General features: G+C 40.9%; 21 protein-coding genes. 2 read left to right on the top strand and 19 right to left on the bottom strand.

Annotated elements, in window-relative coordinates:
* Window position 1 precedes the first annotated feature (1 nt).
* The 17 genes from fliF to O0550_RS04115 form a co-directional block, all read right to left on the bottom strand.
* Window positions 2–1,576: a flagellar basal-body MS-ring/collar protein FliF gene (gene fliF, locus O0550_RS04195; RefSeq protein WP_003341395.1), complete on the bottom strand. Its 1,575-nt coding sequence runs from the start codon at window positions 1,574–1,576 to the stop codon at window positions 2–4.
* Between the two features lie 37 nt (window positions 1,577–1,613).
* On the bottom strand, window positions 1,614–1,916 hold the full coding sequence (gene fliE, locus O0550_RS04190; RefSeq protein ID WP_003336906.1) for a flagellar hook-basal body complex protein FliE: 303 nt from the start codon (window positions 1,914–1,916) through the stop codon (window positions 1,614–1,616).
* A 19-nt stretch (window positions 1,917–1,935) separates the two neighbouring features.
* Window positions 1,936–2,397 (bottom strand): flagellar basal body rod protein FlgC, encoded by a 462-nt coding sequence (gene flgC / locus O0550_RS04185; RefSeq protein WP_003336905.1) that lies wholly within the window; start codon window positions 2,395–2,397, stop codon window positions 1,936–1,938.
* 3 nt (window positions 2,398–2,400) lie between these two features.
* A complete protein-coding gene (gene flgB, locus O0550_RS04180) occupies window positions 2,401–2,811 on the bottom strand; it encodes a flagellar basal body rod protein FlgB (RefSeq protein WP_003336904.1) in 411 nt (136 codons plus the stop codon).
* Between the two features lie 345 nt (window positions 2,812–3,156).
* Window positions 3,157–3,936 carry a GTP-sensing pleiotropic transcriptional regulator CodY gene (gene codY, locus O0550_RS04175; RefSeq protein WP_003336902.1) on the bottom strand — a complete coding sequence of 260 codons (780 nt, stop codon included), beginning with the start codon at window positions 3,934–3,936 and terminating at the stop codon, window positions 3,157–3,159.
* A 57-nt stretch (window positions 3,937–3,993) separates the two neighbouring features.
* A complete protein-coding gene (hslU, locus tag O0550_RS04170) occupies window positions 3,994–5,394 on the bottom strand; it encodes an ATP-dependent protease ATPase subunit HslU (protein ID WP_003336901.1) in 1,401 nt (466 codons plus the stop codon).
* A 6-nt stretch (window positions 5,395–5,400) separates the two neighbouring features.
* A complete protein-coding gene (gene hslV, locus O0550_RS04165; protein WP_003336900.1) occupies window positions 5,401–5,952 on the bottom strand; it encodes an ATP-dependent protease subunit HslV in 552 nt (183 codons plus the stop codon).
* A gap of 6 nt (window positions 5,953–5,958) precedes the next feature.
* Window positions 5,959–6,885 carry a tyrosine recombinase XerC gene (xerC, locus tag O0550_RS04160; RefSeq protein WP_258425677.1) on the bottom strand — a complete coding sequence of 309 codons (927 nt, stop codon included), beginning with the start codon at window positions 6,883–6,885 and terminating at the stop codon, window positions 5,959–5,961.
* Between the two features lie 61 nt (window positions 6,886–6,946).
* Window positions 6,947–8,260 carry an FADH(2)-oxidizing methylenetetrahydrofolate--tRNA-(uracil(54)-C(5))-methyltransferase TrmFO gene (gene trmFO / locus O0550_RS04155; RefSeq protein WP_258425676.1) on the bottom strand — a complete coding sequence of 438 codons (1,314 nt, stop codon included), beginning with the start codon at window positions 8,258–8,260 and terminating at the stop codon, window positions 6,947–6,949.
* Between the two features lie 60 nt (window positions 8,261–8,320).
* Window positions 8,321–10,399, bottom strand: a complete 2,079-nt coding sequence (topA, locus tag O0550_RS04150) for a type I DNA topoisomerase (RefSeq protein WP_003341403.1) — start codon at window positions 10,397–10,399, stop codon at window positions 8,321–8,323.
* Between the two features lie 84 nt (window positions 10,400–10,483).
* Window positions 10,484–11,572 (bottom strand): DNA-processing protein DprA, encoded by a 1,089-nt coding sequence (dprA, locus tag O0550_RS04145; protein WP_258425675.1) that lies wholly within the window; start codon window positions 11,570–11,572, stop codon window positions 10,484–10,486.
* A 142-nt stretch (window positions 11,573–11,714) separates the two neighbouring features.
* A complete protein-coding gene (gene sucD / locus O0550_RS04140; RefSeq protein WP_003336895.1) occupies window positions 11,715–12,617 on the bottom strand; it encodes a succinate--CoA ligase subunit alpha in 903 nt (300 codons plus the stop codon).
* A gap of 54 nt (window positions 12,618–12,671) precedes the next feature.
* Window positions 12,672–13,832 carry an ADP-forming succinate--CoA ligase subunit beta gene (gene sucC / locus O0550_RS04135; protein ID WP_003341407.1) on the bottom strand — a complete coding sequence of 387 codons (1,161 nt, stop codon included), beginning with the start codon at window positions 13,830–13,832 and terminating at the stop codon, window positions 12,672–12,674.
* 207 nt (window positions 13,833–14,039) lie between these two features.
* Complete coding sequence (locus O0550_RS04130) at window positions 14,040–15,101, bottom strand: hypothetical protein (RefSeq protein WP_258425674.1); 1,062 nt, start codon at window positions 15,099–15,101, stop codon at window positions 14,040–14,042.
* A 36-nt stretch (window positions 15,102–15,137) separates the two neighbouring features.
* Window positions 15,138–16,028 carry an AlbA family DNA-binding domain-containing protein gene (locus O0550_RS04125; RefSeq protein ID WP_003341411.1) on the bottom strand — a complete coding sequence of 297 codons (891 nt, stop codon included), beginning with the start codon at window positions 16,026–16,028 and terminating at the stop codon, window positions 15,138–15,140.
* A gap of 507 nt (window positions 16,029–16,535) precedes the next feature.
* Window positions 16,536–17,723: an outer membrane protein assembly factor BamB family protein gene (locus O0550_RS04120; protein ID WP_003336891.1), complete on the bottom strand. Its 1,188-nt coding sequence runs from the start codon at window positions 17,721–17,723 to the stop codon at window positions 16,536–16,538.
* A 398-nt stretch (window positions 17,724–18,121) separates the two neighbouring features.
* Entirely contained in the window at window positions 18,122–20,056 is a 1,935-nt protein-coding gene (locus tag O0550_RS04115; protein WP_003341412.1) for an ABC-F family ATP-binding cassette domain-containing protein, read from the bottom strand.
* Between the two features lie 279 nt (window positions 20,057–20,335).
* Here O0550_RS04115 and O0550_RS04110 point away from each other — a divergent pair, with 279 nt between their 5' ends.
* Both O0550_RS04110 and O0550_RS04105 read left to right on the top strand, forming a co-directional pair.
* The gene (locus tag O0550_RS04110; RefSeq protein WP_258425673.1) at window positions 20,336–21,913 is read left to right on the top strand and encodes a YifB family Mg chelatase-like AAA ATPase; all 1,578 of its coding nucleotides are present in this window, start codon (window positions 20,336–20,338) and stop codon (window positions 21,911–21,913) included.
* A 340-nt stretch (window positions 21,914–22,253) separates the two neighbouring features.
* Entirely contained in the window at window positions 22,254–22,505 is a 252-nt protein-coding gene (locus tag O0550_RS04105; RefSeq protein WP_003336887.1) for an AbrB/MazE/SpoVT family DNA-binding domain-containing protein, read from the top strand.
* A gap of 305 nt (window positions 22,506–22,810) precedes the next feature.
* Here the strand turns inward: O0550_RS04105 and O0550_RS04100 are convergent, their stop codons facing one another.
* Entirely contained in the window at window positions 22,811–23,191 is a 381-nt protein-coding gene (locus O0550_RS04100) for a YraN family protein (RefSeq protein ID WP_035318515.1), read from the bottom strand.
* Complete coding sequence (locus O0550_RS04095; RefSeq protein WP_003336885.1) at window positions 23,191–23,499, bottom strand: EscU/YscU/HrcU family type III secretion system export apparatus switch protein; 309 nt, start codon at window positions 23,497–23,499, stop codon at window positions 23,191–23,193. The genes O0550_RS04100 and O0550_RS04095 overlap by 1 nt, the downstream gene beginning before the upstream one ends.
* Window positions 23,500–23,502: the final 3 nt, after the last annotated feature.

Below are 23,502 nucleotides of genomic sequence, written 5' to 3'. Positions count from 1 at the left end.
CTTAGTCTTCTGCTAGCCACGTACGAAGCAGAACGACGAACTCGTCTGGATTGCTTCGAGCCAATTTTTCCAGCTGTTTACGAACCACCGCTTCATCTGTATCATCTTCCAAAGAAGATAGATCTGGAATATCAGGCGATGGAGTAAACGGAAATTCCTCTTCGAACTCTTCCTCTTCTTGCTCTTGCTGTTTGCGTCGACGAATAAGCATAAACGCAAGTGCTCCTATGGCTAATAAAGCTACTGCTCCGACTCCATACATCACGGTTGGAGTAAAGAAGCCATTGTTGTTATCATCTTGGTTTCCGGAGAACGGTTTTGCAAAAACAGAAATACGCTTGTTCACTTCATCATCGGGTAAATTCTTATTGCTGACGGCTACACGAACAACATTACCAATTACTTTTTGTATGTTTTCTTTGGTAGCGTCATCCAACGTTCCTCCATTTGGAGGCTCAACCCCAACGTTGATAGAAATATCGACAATTTGATATGGACTAGCGGTTACGTTCTTCGTTATACGATTTACTTCACGATTGACAGTATCAGACAGCTCTTCATATTCACTATTGCTACCTTGAGTTGTAGCAGACTGATAACTGCCAACTTGGTTATCACCTGTACCGGCTACACCACCGATCGGCGGAGTTCCTTGTCCGGTATATGCTTTTGATAATTTTTGAGAACTAATTATAATACCTTCATCATTTACAACAGGTGAAACTAAATTTTCTACACGGTTTTCTTTTGAGAAATCCATTTGTACCATTGTATGTACGACAACTTTATCTCGGCCCATAATGGTGGATAGCATGTTGAATAAGTTCTTCTGTATTTCTCTTTCTACTTTGTTACGTATCCGTTCTTGCTGTTCAAAAGCAGTAAGTGAATTGCCCTCTTCTTTACCAGCTAACTCCAATGTATTGGAATACTGATCGGTAATCGTTATGTTTTCTACAGGTAAGTTTTTCACTGAGCGTGAAACAATATGATACAAAGATTTGATTTGTGCATCGTTTAATTGAGTACTTGGGTCTACCTCTACCATGACTGATGCTGTGGCTTTATCTGTGTTGTCCGTGACAAACGTGGTTTCTTCCGGCATGGTTAGGATAACTTGGGCAGTACGAACCCCTTTGACTTTTTCCAAGATTTTTCGAATCTCCTGTTGAAGAGCATCTTTCTTCATCACTTCAAACTGGCGATCGGTCATGCCAAACATATTATTAGAGAAGATTTCAGAGCTGATCCCAGCATCCTTAGGAATTCCTTGAGCTGCTAAATCAACTATGACATCTTGCGCCATTGTTTGCGGCACTTGAATACCTGTCCCATTTCCAGTTAAACGATATGGGATGTTTTTTGCTTCTAGTTCTTGTTTTATCGCACCAACTTCTTGCTCGCTCAATCTGTCATATAAATTTACATATACAGGACGAGAAGCTATGTATAAATAAAGGGAAAGCGCGATAAGTAGGAAAAGAGCTGAAGCACCTATCAATAATTTTTGTTTTTTCGTGAGCTTGTCCCACATTGTCTTTATCTTGTCTCGATATAACAATAAACGTTCGTTCATGGTTCACCTCTACAGAGCTGCATACCCGTTTGGAACCTTACACCTGCATGCGCATGATTTCCTGATATGCTTCGATCGCTTTGTTACGTACTTGCATCGTCATTTGTAACATGAGAGAAGCTTTTTGACCCGCTACCATCACCTGATGGACATCGGTCACTTCTCCTGCGGCATATTTTATTGCCATTTCTTCTGAAACTAATTGCGCCTGATTCACCTGATCAAGGGCATCGGTCATATAGGCCGAGAAATTGCGCGCTACTTCAGCCGGTGAAGCTGTATTTTTTACTTGTTGTAGCGGCTGTGCATTTATGACTGAACCTATGTTATTAATTTCCAACTGTCAGTCAACCCCTTTATTATTTACCATTAATCTCTAGTGCTTTTTGCATCATGCCCTTTAATGCATTCATAGCTGTAACATTTGCCTCATAAGACCTAGAAGCAGAAATCATGTCAACCATTTCTTTTGTCACGTCTACATTAGGCATCAGGACGTAGCCATCTAGGTCCGCGTCCGGGTGTTCAGGATTATAGACCCTTTGAAATTGACTATTGTCCTCTTTAATCCCGGTAACATGTACCCCAGATTCCTGACGACCTGCTACATTCCCGACCGCTGCTTGTAGAAGATTGTCGAATGACTCTCCTGTTCTTGGTGATAATTCTACCATCTTACGTCGGTACGGTTGCCACGCCCCATTTACGAATTTCCCACGAGTCGTATTGGCATTTGCGATATTAGAAGCAATCGTATCCAGCCTTAGCCGATTGGCAGTCAAGGCAGAGGCACTTGTATCAATTCCACGAAACAGACTCATCTACTATCTTCCTCCCTCAACAACACTCTTCAGTTTCGTAAAGTATCCATTTGTTAGCTGAACTAGACCGTTATACCAAATGGTGTTCTTGGCCTGTTGGCTCATTTCAAAATCAATGTCCACATTGTTTCCATTATTTTGAATTGATGTCTGGTTGTTCGTTATGGTCCGGGCCTGAGGGATATTACCTAAACCTGTGCCAAATGGAATGTGTCTCTGATTCGTTCGATATGCTTCTAAGGTTCGACCACTATTTCCTTCCAATGCCTCCTTCAGCAAGCTTTCAAATACTACATGCTTGCTCTCAAAATGAGGAGTATCAATGTTAGAAATATTGTTGGCAATCACTTTTTGTCTAAGCATAGCGGCGTCCAATGAGTTTTCTAGTACATTTAATTGCGTAGATTGAATCAAGTTTCTCTCCCCTCCTTTGTGCCTAAGCTTACATTTTTCTTCTATTTTCTTTGCAATTCGACATCTAACACGCACCTATAATACCATGAAGAAAACTACTAAGAAAGCCCTATCTTACTAGGACTAGGAAAAATGTTACAAAAGTCTCAATTGGTTAAAATGCCTATAAAAACAGTGCTTTTTACCAATTTTGTCACATTCGTTTCATAAATGTATTAATAATGTGAATACTTATTGTGAATACTATATAACTAAGTGATAAATATGAAAAAAAAGAGAAGAAGGTCAATAGACCTCCTTCTTCATTTTTCAACAAAGCGCATAACAACTGGGTTTTATGTCAGTTTATGGCGTTTTAAGCTTTTCTAATTCCGGAAGAAGTTTGCCATTTAGAACTTTAATAAATGTACCCTTCATACCCAAAGAACGTGATTCAATAACACCAGCACTCTCTAATTTTCTCAAAGCGTTAACAATTACAGAACGCGTAATACCTACGCGGTCAGCAATTTTGGAAGCAACAAGTAGGCCTTCTTTCCCATCTAGTTCTTGGAAAATATGCTCAACCGCTTCAAGTTCACTATAGGACAATGAGCCAATAGCCATTTGTACAACAGCTTTGCTGCGCGCTTCTTCTTCAATTGCCTCAGCACGTTCACGCAAAATTTCCATCCCTACTACAGTAGCGCCCACTTCAGTTAGAATTAGGTCACCTTCAACAAATTCTTTATTTACACGAGCCAAGATCAATGTACCCAATCGATCTCCGCCACCCATAATTGGAACAATTGTAGTCCAACCTGTAGGGAATACTTCTTTCATTTCCACTGGGAAAGCACTATGTGGACTGTTTACATCAAGGTTTGCAGATGTTTCTTCAACTTTTAATAGACCATTGCTATATTCTTCTGGGAAACGGCGATCTTCAAGCATTTTGCGAATACGATCATTGTCGATTTCCTGTGCAATTGCATATCCCAGTAATTTTCCTTTTCTACTTAAAACGAAAATATTTGCATCAATAACGTCACTTAGTACGCTTGACATTTCATTAAAATTAACCGCGTTACCAGCCGTTTTTTGAAGCATACGGTTAATCCTTCTAGTTTTTGTTAGTAAATCCATCGTATATTTCCTCCTGACATCTTCTCACAAATAGATCGCCAATATATATATTTCTCTCTATAAAATGTATTGACTTAGGTCGCGATTCTGTACAATGCTATTTAACTTTTCTTGTACATATTGAGCGGTAATATTAATCACACTCAGGTTAATTTCTGTTGCTTCAAAAGATAAATCCTCAAGCAATTTTTCTAATAGGGTGTGAAGTCTTCTTGCTCCGATATTATCGGTACTTTGATTCACCTCTGTTGCCAATCGTGCTATCTCATGTATAGCATCTTCAGAAAACACAATTTTAATTCCTTCCGTTTCCAAAAGGGCTTGATATTGTGTAATTAATGCATTTTTAGGTTCTGTCAATATTCTTATAAAATCTTCGGCTTTCAGGCTTGAAAGCTCTACTCGAATCGGGAAACGCCCCTGTAATTCCGGAATAAGATCAGATGGTTTGGCTACATGGAACGCTCCAGCAGCCATGAAAAGCATATAATCTGTCTTCACTGGTCCATACTTGGTCATAATCGTAGAGCCTTCCACAATCGGTAAAATGTCACGTTGGACTCCCTCTCGTGACACGTCAGGCCCACGACTATCCTTTCCGGCGATTTTATCAATCTCGTCGATAAAGATAATCCCAAATTGTTCAGCTCGAGCTATTGATTCTTGAGTCACTTCATCCATATCCACCAGCTTTTGAGCTTCTTGTTGAATCAAGATTTTACGTGCTTCTCGGATGGTCAGCGTGCGTTTTTTGGTTCGCTTAGGCATTAAGCTCCCAAACATTTCCTGCATCTGATTCCCCATCTGCTCTGCACCAGGAATTTGCAACATATCGAACATGGACGGTGACTGATCTTCTACTTCTATTTCGATCTGTTCATCCTCAAGCTGACCTGCCGCTAGCTTCCAGGCCATTTGTTTTCGTCGTTGCTCTAGGGTTGGATCTTCCTGATCGCTTTTTTCGGTTTGTTGCTGGTTAGAAAATAACATCTCAAAAGGATTCTTAAAGTTGTTTTGCGGTTTCTTTGAAGGAAGTAAAAGCTGAACTAGCGCTTCTTCAGCATTTTTCTCCGCCTGTTCCTTGACTTTTTCCATCTTTTCCATTTTGACAATTCGGATAGATGATTCCACTAAATCGCGTACCATCGATTCTACATCGCGACCTACGTAACCGACTTCTGTATATTTTGTAGCTTCTACTTTTATAAACGGAGCTCCGGTTAGCTTTGCGATACGACGCGCAATCTCCGTTTTCCCGACTCCAGTCGGTCCAATCATCAAGATATTTTTAGGAATCACTTCATCCCGAATTTGTTCCGGCAAGCGACTACGACGATATCTATTGCGAAGCGCTACAGCAATGGCGCGTTTGGCCTGCTGCTGCCCTACAATGTATTTATCCAAATGTTCTACAATCAAGCGGGGGGTCAATTGCTCCCAATTTAATAACAAGGACATCTCTCCCTACCCTTCCATTTTCATGTCTTCAATTACTAAATTCGTATTCGTAAAGACGCAAATTTCAGCGGCTGTTAAAAGACTGGCTTCAGCAATCTGTCTAGCAGTAAGCTCTGGTGCATATTTTTTCAAAGCCCGTCCCGCTGCAAGGGCAAAATTTCCGCCTGACCCGATGGCTAGTATGCCGTCGTCCGGTTCAATAATTTCACCATTACCTGAGATTAAAAGAAGATGTTTGCGGTTACAAACAATCATCATGGCCTCCAAACGGCGCAATACTTTATCAGAACGCCATTCTTTAGCTAGCTCGACCGCCGCTCTCTGTAAATTCCCATGATACTCTTCCAGTTTGCCTTCAAAAAGTTCAAACAAAGTAATTGCATCAGCTACAGAGCCAGCAAATCCTGCCATAACTTCCTCTCGATATAGTCTTCGTACTTTTTTGGCTGTATTTTTCATTACCATACTGTTGCCAAACGTAACCTGACCGTCTCCTGCCATCGCCGCTTCACCCTTATGCTGGACGGCAAAAATGGTTGTAGCATGAAATTGTTCCATAGTCGTTCACCCCCTGTGAAAATTTGCACGCGGATGTGCAATATCGTATACCTCTCGTAATCTTTCTTTTGTAATGTGAGTGTATACTTGTGTAGTGGAGATATTCACATGTCCTAATAGCTCTTGTACCGTCCGCAAATCTGCCCCTGCATTTAGTAAATGAGTTGCAAAAGAATGACGGAAACTGTGCGGTGAAATCCCTAGATGAAGGGCTGCTTGCTGTAGATACTTATCTACCATTCGGCGCACACTACGATCAGATAAAGGGGTTCCCCTATAATTTAACAAGAGTATTGGGTTATCTTTTTCAGCCTTGGCTAATAACTTCGGACGTCCTGCCTGTAAGTATTCTTGCATAGCTTTGATAGCAAAACTCCCAATTGGCACATATCTTTCCTTAGCACCTTTACCGAACACAAGAGCAATTCCATTCTGAAGGTCAACATCATTAATAGACATTGTTACCAATTCAGACACGCGCATTCCACTTGCATATAAAAGTTCCATAATAAGGAAATCACGAAGACCAAGCGGTGTAGATGTATCAACTACTCCCAATAGAGCTTCTATTTCATGCGGATACATAAAGGTAGGTAGCTTCTTCTCTACTTTTGGTGTAGAAACCATTTGGAAAGGATTTTGATCCAAATGCTCTTCACGCATTAAAAAGCGATAGAAGCTCCGCAAGCTAGACAGCTTTCTCGCAATACTTCGACGGGAAAGACCTTTTCTCGCAAGATGAGCTAAAAAAGACCGACCATGTAAATAAGAAACAGCAGCAAATTCATTGATTTGTTGCTGTTTCATAAATACGACAAATTCATTGATATCTGCTACGTATTGCTTCAGCGTATGAGGAGAGACGTTTTTTTCCACCTTTAGGTAATGGATGTAAGATGTGATCCATACGGAAAACTCTGATGAATTGTCCATCTGAGATGTACTCCTCCCAAATCACATATATAGTAACATAGTGGTAAACAATGAAACAACTTTAATTATGTCTTTTATGTGTAAAATTCTGAATACTGCCAAGCGCACGTTCAGCAAGCTTTTCGTTTTTTTCCTTTTTGTTCCTGATTTTAATTCCTAAACTTGGTAAAAGACCAAAATTAGCATTCATTGGCTGGAAATGTTTGGCGTTGGTTGTTGTGATATAATGTGCCATACTGCCCATTACGGTCTCAACCGGAAGAATGATTTGCTCTTCACCCTTAGCAAGACGCGCTGCATTGATACCTGCTAGTAACCCAGAAGCCGCAGACTCAACATATCCCTCAACACCGGTCATCTGTCCAGCAAAAAACAAACTATCTCTATCTTTGTATTGATAAGTTGGTCGTAGCAACTTTGGTGAGTTGATAAATGTATTGCGATGCATAACTCCATAGCGAATGATTTCACAATTTTCCAATCCTGGAATCAATTGAAAAACCCTCTTTTGCTCTGGCCATTTCAAATGAGTCTGAAAGCCTACTATGTTATACAAAGTTGCAGCGCTATTGTCTTGTCTTAACTGAATAACAGCATGTGGTTGTTCCCCAGTACGTGGGTCTATTAGCCCTACTGGTTTCAACGGACCAAACAGCATGGTTTGCCGCCCGCGAGAAGCCATGACCTCAATCGGCATGCACCCTTCGAAAAAGACCTCTTTTTCAAATTCCTTTAGAGGAACGGTTTCAGCAGAAATTAATGCATCATAAAAACGATTAAATTCCTCTTCGTTCATAGGGCAGTTTAGGTATGCCGCTTCCCCTTTATCATACCGAGAAGCAACAAACACTTTTTCCATGTCAATTGAATCCTTCTCAATAATAGGGGCCGCTGCATCATAGAAATACAGATACTTTTCTCCCGTAAGCTGCTTTAATTTATCGGAAAGTGCTGGAGAAGTAAGCGGACCAGATGCAACGATCACAATTCCCTCAGGAATCTCCGTAATTTCTTCATTAAGTACCTCAATTAACGGATGGTTACGTACTGCTTCCGTAACATACTCTGCAAATTCATGACGGTCAACAGCCAAGGCCCCACCAGCAGGAACCTGGCATTGATCGGCTGCCTTCATGATTACAGAATCAAATTGACGCATTTCTTCTTTTAAAACCCCAACGGCATTGGTTAATGAATTAGCTCTAAGCGAATTGCTGCAAACCAATTCAGCAAATTTATCTGTGTGGTGCGCAGGAGTTTGCTTAACCGGTCTCATTTCGTACAGCTTTACAGCAACACCAGCCTGAGCGATTTGCCAAGCAGCTTCACTTCCGGCAAGACCTGCTCCAACCACAGTTACAAAAGGTTGTGTCATGGTGAAAAATCCTCTCTATACCTACTATTTAATTAATCAGGGGAATAGAACTAAAAAGTTCTAAGAATCCCCTTCTTCTTCGTAATCACATTTTGTGCAGACAATATTTACGCCTTGTTTTTTTCGTTTCTTTTCAACAAGCAACTCGCCACACTTTGGACAAGGTCTGGAAATTGGTTTATCCCAGGACAAAAATTCACATTCCGGATAGTTGGTACATCCATAGAAAATACGATTCTTTTTGCTTTTACGCTCAACTACCTCACCACTTTTACAGCTAGGGCATTTAACACCGATATGCTTAACAATTGGTTTGGTATTTCTACAGTCTGGAAACCCAGAACAAGCGAGGAATTTTCCGAAGCGCCCTAATTTGTAAACCAAATGCTTACCGCATAGCTCACAAATCTCATCAGACACCTCATCCTTTAGCTCCACTTCCTTCATTTCTTCTTCTGCAACTTTAACCCGTTCAGAGAAGCCTTGATAGAAAGAATCGAGAACCTTTACCCAGTCTGCTATCCCATCCTCAACCTGATCAAGCCCACCTTCCATTCCAGATGTAAATTCTACATCTAAAATCTCAGGGAAAAACTCTTCAATCAAAGAGATGACGATCTGACCAAGCTCGGTAGGTATAAACCTCTTCTCTTCTAAAGCCACGTATCCACGCTTTTGAATTGTTTCTAGAGTAGGAGCATAGGTGGATGGACGACCAATTCCGTTTTCCTCTAACGTCTTGACCAATCTTGCTTCCGTATAACGCGGCGGTGGCTGTGTAAAATGCTGTTTTGGTTCAATGGCTTTCTCAGATAGAAGCTGCCCTTCCTCGATTGGAGGTAACAGCTTATCATCTTCATTGGAACCGTCATCATTTCCCTCAACATATACTTTCATAAAGCCTGCAAATTGTACTTTAGAACCGCTGGCACGAAACATCACACCATTGTTTTCTATGTCTACGCTCATTGTATCGAGAACGGCTGAGGCCATTTGACTTGCTAAAAAGCGTTCCCATATTAAGCGATACAATCGCAGTTGATCTCGACTTAAGTATTCCTTCATGTCATCAGGCGTACGTAAGACAGACGTGGGGCGAACTGCTTCATGAGCATCCTGAGCATTTTCCTTCTTCGGTGCTTGACGAGGTTCCTTTACAGAAAACTCCTGCCCATAATGATTGTTTATGAATTCCTTCGCTTCGTCTTGAGCGATTTGGGATACGCGTGTTGAGTCAGTACGCATATACGTAATTAAACCGACTGTACCTTCTTTGCCTAAATCAATACCTTCGTATAGTTGTTGAGCAATCATCATCGTCTTAGCAGTACGGAAATTAAGCTTACGAGCGGCTTCCTGTTGCAAGGAACTCGTGATAAACGCAGGAGCCGGATGACGCTTGCGTTCCTTCTTCTGCACTTTTACGACTCTGTATTCGTCTTTCTTGATTTTTCTCAAAATCTCTTGGACATTCTCTTCTGAAGAGAGTTCTACCTTTTCGTTAGCATATCCATAAAAACGAGCTTCAAATGGTTTTTTATTGGATTCTAATGTAGAAGTAATCGTCCAATACTCTTCAGGAATAAACTTCTGAATCTCTTTTTCTCGATCGTTTATCATTTTTACTGTTACAGATTGTACACGACCTGCACTCAAGCCCTTACGTACCTTTTTCCATAAGATAGGACTAATATTATAGCCCACGAGACGGTCTAAAATTCTGCGAGCTTGTTGAGCGTGAACCAAATCCATATTAATGTGTCTTGGATGCTTAAATGCATCTTTAATAGCTTCTTTCGTGATTTCATTAAACACTACACGTAGAGGCTTTGTCATATCAAGACCAAGATATGTGGCTAAATGCCAAGCAATAGCTTCCCCTTCACGATCCGGGTCGGCTGCGAGATATACTTTAGTCGCTTTCTTAGCTGCATCTTTCAATCCTTTTAAAATGTCACCTTTACCACGAATGGTTATGTATTTGGGTTCAAAATGGTTACCAACATCAACCCCCATTTGACTTTTAGGGAGGTCGCGCACATGGCCCATTGACGCTTTCACGACATATTTGCTGCCCAGATATTTACCTATCGTCTTTGCTTTCGCCGGGGACTCGACGATAACGAGAGTATCAGCCATTCTATTTTTTTCCCCCTTACAAAATGAATCTCCCCTATTATTCAATACGGGATATCCATTTGTCAAACTTCTAATATTTTCCTTCTACACTTCTCTTCTTCTATAAAATTGTCCAGCTTCCTCTTCAACCAAACCTTTTCCTACCAATAAAAGTAAAAAAATATGAAAATCACTCTGAAATTCCTTTGCTATTTTACCCCTGATCTCATCGATATGAAGACTCTTCTCCTGCATACTTGACAATAGTGCTATTTCACCTGTTGATAAATCTATCGCCTTCGTATCTACAGATTTTTTCTGGAATGTAGCTTGTAAATGATAAGGTAGTTCCTCTATGATATCTTCTAATGAACCTATTAATTTCGCTCCTTCTTTAATTAAGGAATGAGTCCCTTCACTTCCTTTAGCAAAGATGGAACCAGGAATAGCAAATACCTCTCTATTTTGTTCCAAGGCACAACGAGCTGTAATAAGTGATCCGCTTTTCTCTGCTGCCTCCACAACTATTGTCCCCCAGCAAAGTCCGCTAATAATCCGATTGCGTTCAGGAAAAAAACCAGTCCTCGGAGCTGTCGCTTCTGAATATTCAGATACAAGCAATCCATGCTGTGCCATTTGCGTATATAATACCCTATTTTGCGCGGGATAAATCCGGTCCAGTCCGTTTCCAAGAACACCAATGGTTTCCGCCCGATGTTGGAGTGCAGTTTGATGCGCTATGGTGTCAATTCCTTTCGCTACCCCCGACACAATGACCATGCCAGATTTTGCTAAACCACTCACCAACATCTTACAAGCATCTCGACCATAAGCTGAAGGATTTCTTGTTCCCACAACTCCAATCGAGATTTTATGCAGCAACTCCAAATTCCCACGATAATATAAAAGGATGGGAGGGTCAGGTATTTCGCGTAAATTCTCTGGATACTCTTGATCCCAATATGTAATAAATTGGATTTCCTTCCGTTCCCTTTCTATTTTATCCTCATACACCTGTTTTGCAGTGAGACTAGTAAGAAATCTCCCGTCTTCCTCTCTTTTCTCGAACCAATTTAGGTTATAAGGAGGTTCAAAGCCTCTCTTTTCTTCATATATAGCCCACAACGTTTTTCTTCCTACTCCACGCTGTCTACTCAATGTATATACCCAATCACGTTCCTCTAGCACTTTCATCTACCTTCACTCTTTCTTTTTCTTCATTATAAAAAGAGTAAGAGGGGGAGCACAAAAATAAAAAACAAAAAGCCAAGCAAACCCAAACATGTCTCCAAGTCTTGTTTTGGAGTAGTTCAGCTTGTTGACTTTTTGTAATCAATTATTTACTCATTACTTTATCTAGCATTCCTTTTTCTGTCAGGAATTCTACTAATGTTTCACCGATAACAGCAGGAGTTTTAGCAACACGTACACCGCATTCCTCTAGTTTAGCAATTTTCTCAGCGGCTGTTCCCTTACCACCTGAGATAATCGCTCCTGCATGACCCATACGTTTCCCTGGAGGAGCTGTTTGACCACCGATGAATCCAACCACCGGCTTTTTCATGTTAGCTGCAATCCATTCAGCCGCTTCCTCTTCTGCTGTACCCCCAATTTCTCCGATCATAATAACCGCTTCTGTATCAGGATCTTCATTAAATAGTGCTAATACATCGATAAAGTTAGTGCCGTTTACTGGGTCGCCACCAATACCAACTGCTGTTGATTGGCCCATACCGCGGGTTGTTGTTTGATGAACTGCTTCATATGTCAACGTACCAGAGCGGGATACAATCCCCACTTTGCCTGGAGTATGGATATATCCTGGCATAATCCCAATTTTACATTCTCCTGGAGTAATGACCCCTGGGCAATTCGGACCGATTAAACGCGTCTTTTTGCCTTCCATGTAGCGTTTTACTTTAACCATATCAAGAACAGGAATTCCTTCGGTAATGCAAATAACTAAATCAAGATCGGCATCTACTGCTTCCATGATGGCATCTGCTGCACCTGCTGGCGGTACGTAGATTACAGAGACAGTGGCTCCTGTTTTTTCTACAGCTTCCACAACGGTATCAAAAATTGGAATCCCGTCTACTTCTTGTCCACCTTTTCCAGCGCGTACTCCACCTACCATTTGTGTTCCGTATTCAACAGCACCGCGAGTATGGAACAAAGCTGTAGAGCCTGTAATCCCCTGTGTAATCACTTTCGTATTTTTATTAATTAAAATACTCATCGCGTATGTTTCCCACCTTTTTATCGTCTTCTTGCTTCTGTAACGGACAACATGCTACTTTACGAGAGCAACGATTTTCTCGGCTCCATCAGCCATGGAATCAGCTGCAACGATATCTAATCCTGAGTCCTTCAGAATTTGTTTACCAAGCTCAACGTTTGTACCTTCCAGACGAACGACTAGAGGCTTGTCTAAACTTACTTGTTTCGCCGCTGCTACTACACCGCTCGCGATAATGTCGCATTTCATAATACCGCCAAAGATATTGATGAAGATACCTTTCACCTTAGGGTCTGACAGAATGATCTTGAAAGCTTCCGTTACTTTCTCTTCTGTCGCACCGCCCCCAACATCAAGGAAGTTAGCTGGATCGCCGCCATAGAATTTAATAATATCCATGGTTGCCATTGCTAAACCAGCACCATTTACCATACAACCAATGTTACCATCCAGAGCGATATAGGATAGATCATATTTAGAGGCCTGAATCTCTTTTTCGTCTTCTTCTTCTAAGTCACGTAATTCCACTACATCAGAATGACGATAGAGGGCATTGCTATCAAAGTTTAATTTTGCATCTAAAGCCATTACTTCGCCGTCACCTGTGACAACTAGGGGGTTAATTTCAGCGATGGAACAATCCTTGTCAACGAATGCTTGATATAAGCTCATCATGAAACTAGCTGCTTTATTAACTAACTCAGTAGGAATATTGATCGCAAAAGCCAAGCGACGAGCTTGGAATGGTAGTAAACCCGTAACAGGATCAATTACTTCTTTAAAGATCTTCTCAGGTGTATGAGCTGCTACTTCTTCAATCTCCGTACCGCCTTCTTCTGATGCCATCATGACAACGCGATTGGTGGCACGATCCACTACTACCCCTACGTAATATTCTTTCTTAATGTCACAGCCTTGCTCAATTAGTAAGCGCTTAACTTCTTTGCCTTCTGGACCTGTTTGGTGGGTTACAAGGACCTTACCAAGAATTTCGTTTGCATATGTACGAACTTCATCCAGATTCTTAGCGACCTTAACACCACCAGCTTTTCCGCGACCACCAGCATGGATTTGTGCTTTTACCACTACGACCTGGGTGCCAAGCTCTTCTGCTGCTTTCACTGCTTCATCTACGGAAAAAGCTACTCGGCCTTCCGGTACCTTTACTCCGTATTGTTTTAGTATCTGTTTTCCTTGATACTCATGAATGTTCATTCTGCAACCTCCTATGGCAGTTTGAATCAATAATGGTGAGCAAAAGTATAATTTCTTGCTAGACCAAGCAAAAACCAGCCCTAAAAAGCTCTGGTCGGACAAAAAGTGTCAATGTTATGACGTATTTATTTTACGATAAGATATGAAAAAAGTCACTCACTTAATGGTACGTTATCATTTATGAACTCAGTAAATTATTTAGTCTTCTCACGTAAACAGAATAGCCTCTATATTCGCTTGTAAATTAGGCCAATAGTATTTCTTCCCTTGATAAAAAACATAATTTCCTTCTATCTTCATCGGATATCGTTTTTTATTGAGAGAAAAGGTTAGGTTCAATGATGTATGGGGGCTGTCTTCTTGTCGCCACATGGTAGAAGTAGAAGGCTGGGTACGTGAAAGCACACGAATGACTTGATGAATTTTGCCCTGCTGTATCAGATTTTGTTTGATAAGATAGGCTTCTCGTTTATTGTCGTGAGCTCGGATATCCTCTGCTTCTAATTGTGTTGCTTCATATAATTCCTCCCATACTGACTTTTTAGGACTATCTGGCAATAACTTAGATATGAGTTGATACAAGGAAGGATTTGTTTTGTAATATATCGTTTCCCTTCCTACCACACAGCGAAGCAATGTTGGTTGAAGCAGTTCATAATGAGGTTCACTCGGTCGCTGAGGATATTTCATCTGAAAGGAAGGATAGATCGGGTAAGCCTGGACAGGTTGATCTACCATTTTGCTATCTGCTAACAACCTGATAGCCTCCTGAGCTACTGTCCCTTTCACTGTTAAGGTTTTGGATTGGGGTAAATCCAGTGCTTTGAATTCTACCCCATCCAATTCTTGAACTTTTATGATAGCTAGCCCGAGTTGCTTACGTGCGGTTTGGTAGAAGACGCTGGCATTTTCACCTCGATATGTATTGTTTGCATAGGTGAAGCCCTGCTCGCCAACCTCTAAAACCAGTGGAGCCTCTTTTTGTCTATAGGCAATTAGTCTAAATTTAACTTCCTGATCCTTCAGCCTATCCTTTGACATCATCAAAGATAGACGACGGCCGGTGAAGTTTTTCTCGAATTCTTCTATAGATAGTGGTATTTCTTGTCCTGTTGTAGTGAGGACAGAGACTCCTTCCAATGCCTGAAAAACCTGTGAAAGGTCTACTTTTTCCTCAGACCCATAGCCGTTTGATTGCGTGGAGCACCCAACAACGACAAGACAAGTCCATATAACGGACATTAAGCAAACATGCCAGCTTTTTTTCACGCATGTCCCCTCCTAATCTACTTCTATGTTGTCTATCTACAGCAGTCCTAGACGACGGCTTATATCGCTGCCTAATCTACGCTTTACATAAATTTCGCCGATTTGATGAGGGTCCTTCACAATAAAGGAGCGATTGTTGGTTCGAATGGAGACATATTTTTCATTATTTTTATCTAGTCCGCATATCAATTCATTACCAACCTCTACGAATATACTAACTACAAATTTCCCCTCAACCTCCCGTAACGAGATTTTTGGAAAAGGATGTAATATCGGCGTAGTTTTAATTTGAATATATTGGGTAATAGCAAGTAAGTATTTATCTGGATCACCATAATGGGCAAGCTCATCGTTAACACCTATTATCTTTGAATCATCGCTAATCCCTAAAAATATATTTCCATTATTACTATTGGCAAAGGCGACAATCGCTTTGATGATCGCTTGCTTTGAATGTAAGAAGTCCTGTTTAAATTCAATCATATCGTTCTCACCCAGCTTAGTAGCGATGATTGGGTCATCCAGCCTGCCAAGATGGCGAAAACGACTCAGTGCTCCTAGTCGATAAACATAATCCTCAAATAGATCGGCCGGTAATGATATATCTTCAATAACTGCATCCATTTTCTGCCATAGCTGATAGGTTTCTTTAGAAAAACACATATCGAATAAAACCGTGCTTCCTAACGATTTCATGTTCATCCCAACTGCGACACTGTTGCGATAGGCAGGCTGATAAGTATCCACTCCTCTTACCTGCATAACCCCTTTTTCAATAAGGAAGTCAAAATAGATACGCGGTAATACAAGTAACCGTTTAAGCAGCATCGGATGGAGAGAAGGAAGACGATCATGGAACAAATCAAACAGAATTTCATTTTCCGAGACACGATGGATCTCGGCAAGAAAAGTACATAAGGTTTTCATCATTCACCTCGTTGCCCCTCTAGTGTTTTTATGAAGATGTTCATTATGCAGACTTTTTGTTCAATCATTCATCCTGTAAGAAGGCTCCTTGCTCTTACATTCTTATTCCTTTTTAGTTTATGTTATCTATACTCATTTCAATTAATTTTTCTTATCATACTAAAGTAATATTACAAAACAAAGACAAAAGCTGATTTGATTTCAATTTCTTCGTTCTTACTGTTTTGTTAACAGAAAAAGCGCCCCACAATGGAACGCTTTTCTGAAAATGAACGTATTTAAAAATATTGTTTCATTAAATAGTCTACCCAGTCTGGCATTTGTATATCTGAAACATGATCAAAAGCTGGAAAATATGGGTGGTCTCCTAATACGATGCTTCTTCATACCGATCCGTTATCGAATTTTTGATCCATACCAAAAAGGGAATCACTCATTAACAACCATAAGTGATTCCCAATCAATCCATATGTGTAGGCTAGCCTCTTGCCTATTTTTTATAATCTGTTACTTGCCAACAGCCGTCACACGTCCATTTTGAGACACAAGATAAATAGTACCATCTGCACCGATAGCAGGTGCTGATACCGTATTGTCTTTCATGTTGTATTCCCAAATTCGATTTCCTTTTTGATCAAGCGCACGCAGCACACCGTTTCCTGTTACCATGTAAATCACTCCATTGGCGTCAAGGATTGGTGCCGATTCAATTTGATGTCCTCCATTATAGGACCACTTGGTTTTCCCGTTTTTAGAATCTAACGCAAAAAACATACCGCTATCTGTTCCAACGTAAAGTGTTCCATTAGAATCAATAGCAGGGGATGAGGTTATTTTTTTTCCAACAGAAGTAGACCATTTTTCTTTCCCATTGGATGCAATTGCGTATATCTTTCCATCTTCCGTACCCAAATAAAGCGTACCATCATTTCCGATAACCGGAGATTGCTTCATTGGAGCATTCAATGCCAATGTCCATTTCGATTTTCCTGATGCTGCATGAACAGCATATAATTTACCGTCAGAATTTCCTACATAAACCACTTGATCCTTTGAAATGATTGGCGCTGTCGTTACTGGGGCTTTTGAGCTAAATGTCCATTTCTCGGAACCATTCTCGTTAAAAGCTTGTAGTTTGCCATCGCCCGTTCCTACATAAATCGTGCCATCTGAACCAAGAGCAGGGGATGTAGTTACTTCACCAACCGTACGTTTCTCCCACTTTTTCACTCCGCTTGGGTAAACAGCAAACAAGAGGTGTTCAGTCGACCCCGTATAAATCGTTCCATCCTTCCCAATTACACTACTGGTCAGATCGCCTTTGAGCAGAGTTTTCCAATTAATGCGCCCGTTTTGATATGCATAAAACTCTCCCCCATTAGAGGTTACGTATATCGTGCCATTAGCTGTAACTACAGGTGAGGATTTGATAGATTTTCCTGATGTAATCGACCATTTCTCAACTGGGTTAGGAGCAACATTATAACGCGATTGGCGGGTCCAGTTATATGTAGAAGGTTGTGCTGCTTGATAATCATAGCTACCAGCGTGATAACCTGTTCCTTGCGTAAAGGCTGTTGTTGTTTGAACTGGCTTCACGGCTACAGGCTTAGCCAAAATTGCCTGAGGTACTACCACTGAAGACAAAATCATGGTTCCCGCTACTAACAGTTGGATTCTATTCTGTTTTTTCATGTTAATTCCCTCTCTCTTCCACAGGTTTTTAATGAATTGATCATGTTATGCTTTTATTCCGACTATACGCACAGAAAATGATGGGTTTACTACCAGAAACGTGCGTGATTTCCTTTTGAATATACTGTAAATTGCTAGGTGAGTCTACCGTTTATTGTCAGGTAATTTCACCCATTCTTTCTTAGGACTTTTGTCTGAATATTAGTAAAGATGGGTGAAGATGGTCATTGAACCCATGGTATCATTTTATGTAAAGCGCCTTATAGCATAAGTTTACACGTTTGACATAGGAATGAATCAGTGTGGTTTTTTCCCAAAAAAAAGAAGGAAGGTTTCTTCAACCTTCCCCTCCATGATCCAACAATTACCTGTATGCTGTTAGACCCTTCATCATTTAGTTATCCTCTTTTATTGGCTTCCTCTAGCTCTTCCACCATAATCGATAGCTCAGTCCAACGTTCCATAGCCTGCTCCAATTGATTGGCTATCTCCTGTTCCTGAGCAAACAGCTCCTGCGCTCGCTCTACGTTACTACCAGCATTTGCAACCTGATTTTTTATCTCTGAAAGCTTTTCCTCCAAATCAGCAATACGATCCTCTATTTCATCCCAATCTCGTTGGTCTTTATAGGATAATTTTTTGGTTCGGTTTCCACCCCTATTGGCTTGGGCAGATGACTGATCTGATTTTTGTTCATTCGCTTTTTCCTTTGCTGCTTTTTCAGCTAATGCTTTCTCTTGCTTGCTCTCGTCTAGGTACTCCGAATAATTTCCCATGTAATGACGAATTGTCCCTTGCCCTTCAAAAGCAAACAGATGCTCAACCGTTCGATCTAAGAAATAACGATCATGGGAGACAGTAATCACAGCCCCTGGGAAGTTATCCAGGTAGTCTTCTAAGATACTAAGTGTTTGGATATCCAGATCATTGGTTGGCTCATCAAGGAATAAAACATTGGGTTCGCCCATTAACGTCCGTAGCAAATACAGACGGCGACGCTCCCCACCAGACAGCTTAGAAATATACGTCCATTGCTGATTAGGAGTAAATAAAAATCGTTCCAGCATCTGTGAAGCAGACAAGGTAAATCCATCTGCTGTTTTGATTTGTTCGGCTACTTCTTTGATATATTCAATGACCCGTAGATTACCATCCATCTCCACATTTTCTTGTGTGTAGAACGAAAGCTTAACCGTTTCACCTGTTTCAATTGTTCCGCTATCAGGCTGAATACGACCTGCAAGCATGTTTAGCAGTGTTGACTTCCCGCTACCATTAGGTCCAATAATCCCAATTCGATCTCCAGGTACTACAATGTAGCTAAAATCAGTAAGCAGTCTACGTTCGCCAAAAGCTTTAGAGACCTTCTCTGCTTCAATGACCTTTTTACCTAGACGACTTGCCCCCAAAGCAATATCAAGCTTAGCCTGTGGCCCCTCCACCTTCTTGTCTCGTAGCTCTTCAGCTCGCTGCACCCGGGCTTTTTGCTTCGTAGTTCGGGCTTTAGCGCCTCTTCTTAGCCATGCCAGTTCTCTACGCAGTAGATTTTGGCGTTTGCTTTCTTGAGCCAATTCATTCTCTTCACGCTCTGCCTTCTTTTCTAAAAATGACGCATAGTTGCCCTCATAGCTATACAGCTTGCCGTTGTCCAATTCAAAAATACGATTTGTAACGCGATCGAGGAAATAACGGTCATGGGTTACTAGTAATAGTGCACCTTTAAAGGAAGAAAGATACTCTTCTAGCCACTCTACTGTTTCATTATCAATATGGTTGGTCGGCTCATCTAAAATAAGCAAATCGGCAGGCTGAATTAGCGCACGTGCCATCGCTACCCGTTTACGTTGTCCACCAGATAACTCGGCTACTTTCTGCCCAAACTGGGTAATGCCTAATTTGGTTAGTATCGTTTTTGCCTTCGTGTTTGCATCCCAAGCATTCGTTGCATCCATTTGTTGCTGGGCACGTAATAATCGTTGTAGCTTTCGCTCATTTTCCTGATCCTGCTGCAGTTCTTCCAAAGAAACCTCATATTCCCGTAGGGCCTGCATAAGAGGAGTATCTCCATAAAATACTTGCTCAAGGACAGTTGAATCTCCATCAAATTCTGGATTCTGCGGCAAATATTCTACACGAAAATGATTGGAATGAATAATCTCCCCCTGATCTGCTTCCTCTATCCCTGCTAGAATTTTAAGCAAGGTAGACTTACCAGTACCATTTACGCCAATCAACCCAATCCGTTGATTCTCAGCAATATGAAAGGAGATCGTGTCAAACAAGACCTTTTCTCCAAAACTTTTTTTAATATGTTCTACTGTTAGTATATTCAATTTGACCATCCTTACTTCTATATAAGATGTCCGTTCGTAATACTCTACAAAATCCGTTTTTAACGAAACGTAGAGTAAAATATTGTTATCGTACATGGACTTACTTCTCATTGTACAAAATGACAGGCCTAATGGGAACAGCTAGCGGGATTTTGAGACACGAAATCATTTTTGTTGCAGATACCCTTTAACTTTTTATACAGTCAAACTTAGATGGCTTGAAAATGGATTATTCTAGTTCAAATCAATTCGTAACGACTGGTAAAGGGGTTATCTAACATGTATGCAAAAATTTATTCAGCTACCATTCATGGAATAGATGGCATGCTAGTTACAGTAGAAGTGGATATTTCGAATGGATTGCCACATTTTGAAGTGGTGGGTTTAGGAGGTAGCGCTATTAAAGAAGCACGGGATCGTGTCCGAGCCGCCTTACGAAATTCCGGATTTGACTTCCCTATGCAGCGAATTACCGTCAATCTAGCCCCCGCAGATGTGCGAAAAGAAGGCTCCGTTTTTGATTTAGCTATCGCCTTTGGAATCTTGCTAGCATCTAAACAAATTGAAATGACATCAGCTATTCCACTTATTATCGGTGAGCTGGCGCTAGATGGTAGCTTACGTCCCATTCCAGGTGTCTTGCCCATGCTACTGGAGGCTCAGCAAAGAGGATTTAAGAGAGTAATTTTGCCCATTGCCAATCAAGCAGAAGCAAAACTTGTTCCCTTAGAAATTCTGCCTGTACCCCATTTGCGAACCGCTGTGGAGGCTAATAAAGAAAAGGAATGGGTTCATGTAAGCGATCCTGCTGCATCTCATTTGGACTGCACTAATTCAAGTCCTATTGAGCTTAACACCGAAAGTAGACATCCTCCTGATGCGATTCCTACATATGATTTTGCTGATGTCATGGGACAACATTTCGTAAAAAGGGGTCTAGAGGTTGCAGCCGCTGGATTTCATAATGTAATGCTAGTTGGTCCACCCGGCTCTGGAAAGACCCTATTAGCCAACTGTTTTCCAACCATCATGCCTAAAATGACTCAGGAGGAATCCTTTGAGGTTACTAAGATTTACAGCATTGCTGGCTTAACAACGCGACATGGGCTTATTGAGACTCGCCCCCTGCGTGCGCCACATCATACAATCACCCAAGCCGCTCTAGCAGGTGGAGGATCTCAAATTCCACGTCCGGGAGAATGCAGTCTGGCTCATGGCGGAATTCTTTTTCTTGATGAAATGCCTGAATTTCCCAGAGGTGTTCTTGAAGTGCTACGACAGCCCCTTGAAAATGGCCACATTACCATAAGTAGGGCCAAACAAGCCTATTTGTATCCAGCGCGTTTCTTACTAATTGGATCTATGAATCCTTGTCCATGCGGATATTATGGTTCCAAAGATCAAAATGTCTGTCGATGCTCACCCTCACAAGTATTAAAATATCGTTCAAAAATTTCTGGTCCCTTGCTAGACCGCATCGATATTCATTTGGAAGTGCCTCGTGTTTCAGTCGAACAGTTAACTAAGCGAGAGGGGGAGGAAAATTCAGCTTCAATCCTCACACGTGTAGAGATGGCTCGAAGTATTCAACGTCAGCGTTATCGTCAAAACAAGCGCTCTTCATTTAATAGCTCAATGACTGGACAAGATTTACGAGCATACTGCTCTCTTGATAAAGGCGGGCAGGAGTTAATGAGCATAGCTTTTAATCAACTGGGACTGAGCGCTCGTGGATATGATCGAATTGTTAAAGTAGCTCGTACGATTGCTGATTTAGATGGTTCTGAGAACATCAAAACCTCACATGTAGCTGAAGCGATTCAATATCGTTCACTTGATAAGGCTGTTTTAGCATGATCCAAAAATATCTCTTCAAAACAGGTTAGCCATACACCTTTTTGGGGTAAATCTTTGTTGAGCATATCTGCTATCTATGAATTCCTGAACAAGTTGTCCTTCGCAAAAGATAGCATTATGTTCATACACTGTTTAGCAGATTGGGTACTATTTTACGAGTAAGAATCATAATAAGTAAACAATCTCATGTAAGCGGAATCAACGTTATAAATGTTAGGAGAATATTCACTTTTTTAAAAGAAGTAAAGATTGACTTATTTATTAAATATTGGTACGATAATAATCAGATAACCTGTCGAATTTTGACTAAATACATCTGACAGAGAGGGGATTTACACCTATGAAATCAACAGGTATTGTAAGAAAAGTGGATGAACTAGGACGTATCGTTCTTCCTATTGAATTGAGACGCACATTAAACATTGAGATCAAAGATCCTATGGAGATCTATGTAGATGGAGAACGCGTAATCCTGAAAAAATACTTGCCATCTTGTATCTTCTGTGGAAATGCTGACCAAATTACTCACTTCAAAGGTAAAATCATTTGCCATGATTGTCTGAATGATATGCCTGTTAGCACGAAAGAATAAGCTTTCCTTGTTACATACGCACTAAATATGTTTTCCTTTATGTATAACTAAAGAAACCGTTCTCTTCCTCGGAAGAAAACGGCTTTTTTATTTCATCCTGCAAAATGTGGTTTTTACAAAAAAATGGCTGTCTTCACGTCATCCCCGACTAAAGACAGCCAAACCAGATGTATTACTTAATATGGAGGAGTTACAACTCGTCGAGTACATTGTATTGTACGCTTGAAGATATATTATTGATGTAGTTAAATCACTATGAACGGCCTATTTCTTGCAAATTTAGGTGCTATCATATTAACCATTGCCTAAATACATTTGTAATGCTCAAGACCTTCTCCACTCTGTGAAAGATCAGGCGGAATCCATACTGCAATGGCATCAATTCGAAATGAATCATAGGACTGAGTATGATTTTGCAGATAGGCTAGAGCTAGCTGTCGCAATTTTTGCTGTTTGCGTGGTGTGATTGATTCAACAGGACTCCCATACCTAGGAGTAACTCCTTTTTTACCTATACGAGATCGAACTTCAACAAACACAACTGTTCTCTGCTCCATTGCAATAATATCAATCTCTCCCTGAGAAAGTCGGACATTACGACCAATAATACTGTAGCCTAGGCTTTCAAGGTAATCACATGCTCTCGATTCCCCAATTTGACCAATTAGCCTTCTTCGGTCTGTCATTAACTCCACTCTTTCTTCTCTAACCGATAAACAAACGCAAGAATTTCTGCTACCACCTGATATAATTCAGGGGGAATTTGCTGCTGTAAATCCAATTTAGACAGAACCTCTAATAATGAAGGGTCCTCCTGAACAGGGATGTTATGCTCTTTTGCCTTTTGCAGGATACTTTCAGCAATATAACCTCCCCCTTTAGCAACCAGACGTGGAGCATCGTCCTGATCCTCTTTATAGCGCAACGCTACTGCCTTTTTTAATCGTGGTACTGATTTTTCTTGAAAGTCATTGTTGGTAAAGGACCGATCCATTAC

The organism is Brevibacillus halotolerans, from assembly GCF_026891775.1.
GTDB classification, from domain to species: domain Bacteria; phylum Bacillota; class Bacilli; order Brevibacillales; family Brevibacillaceae; genus Brevibacillus_B; species Brevibacillus_B halotolerans.
This window is presented reverse-complemented; position numbering and strand designations above follow the sequence as displayed.

Bases quoted from the DNA above. Each gene is read 5' to 3' on its own strand.
- sucC (WP_003341407.1), bottom strand. From the start codon at position 13,832: ATGAACATTCATGAGTATCAAGGAAAACAGATACTAAAACAATACGGA.
- O0550_RS04100 (WP_035318515.1), bottom strand. From the start codon at position 23,191: ATGACAGACCGAAGAAGGCTAATTGGTCAAATTGGGGAATCGAGAGCA.
- O0550_RS04110 (WP_258425673.1), top strand. From the start codon at position 20,336: ATGTATGCAAAAATTTATTCAGCTACCATTCATGGAATAGATGGCATG.
- O0550_RS04120 (WP_003336891.1), bottom strand. From the start codon at position 17,723: ATGAAAAAACAGAATAGAATCCAACTGTTAGTAGCGGGAACCATGATT.
- flgC (WP_003336905.1), bottom strand. From the start codon at position 2,397: ATGAGTCTGTTTCGTGGAATTGATACAAGTGCCTCTGCCTTGACTGCC.
- O0550_RS04095 (WP_003336885.1), bottom strand. From the start codon at position 23,499: ATGGATCGGTCCTTTACCAACAATGACTTTCAAGAAAAATCAGTACCA.
- codY (WP_003336902.1), bottom strand. From the start codon at position 3,936: ATGGATTTACTAACAAAAACTAGAAGGATTAACCGTATGCTTCAAAAA.
- sucD (WP_003336895.1), bottom strand. From the start codon at position 12,617: ATGAGTATTTTAATTAATAAAAATACGAAAGTGATTACACAGGGGATT.
- trmFO (WP_258425676.1), bottom strand. From the start codon at position 8,260: ATGACACAACCTTTTGTAACTGTGGTTGGAGCAGGTCTTGCCGGAAGT.
- fliF (WP_003341395.1), bottom strand. From the start codon at position 1,576: ATGAACGAACGTTTATTGTTATATCGAGACAAGATAAAGACAATGTGG.
- dprA (WP_258425675.1), bottom strand. From the start codon at position 11,572: ATGAAAGTGCTAGAGGAACGTGATTGGGTATATACATTGAGTAGACAG.
- hslV (WP_003336900.1), bottom strand. From the start codon at position 5,952: ATGGAACAATTTCATGCTACAACCATTTTTGCCGTCCAGCATAAGGGT.
- topA (WP_003341403.1), bottom strand. From the start codon at position 10,399: ATGGCTGATACTCTCGTTATCGTCGAGTCCCCGGCGAAAGCAAAGACG.
- xerC (WP_258425677.1), bottom strand. From the start codon at position 6,885: ATGGACAATTCATCAGAGTTTTCCGTATGGATCACATCTTACATCCAT.
- O0550_RS04125 (WP_003341411.1), bottom strand. From the start codon at position 16,028: ATGAAAACCTTATGTACTTTTCTTGCCGAGATCCATCGTGTCTCGGAA.
- O0550_RS04105 (WP_003336887.1), top strand. From the start codon at position 22,254: ATGAAATCAACAGGTATTGTAAGAAAAGTGGATGAACTAGGACGTATC.
- hslU (WP_003336901.1), bottom strand. From the start codon at position 5,394: ATGTCCTTGTTATTAAATTGGGAGCAATTGACCCCCCGCTTGATTGTA.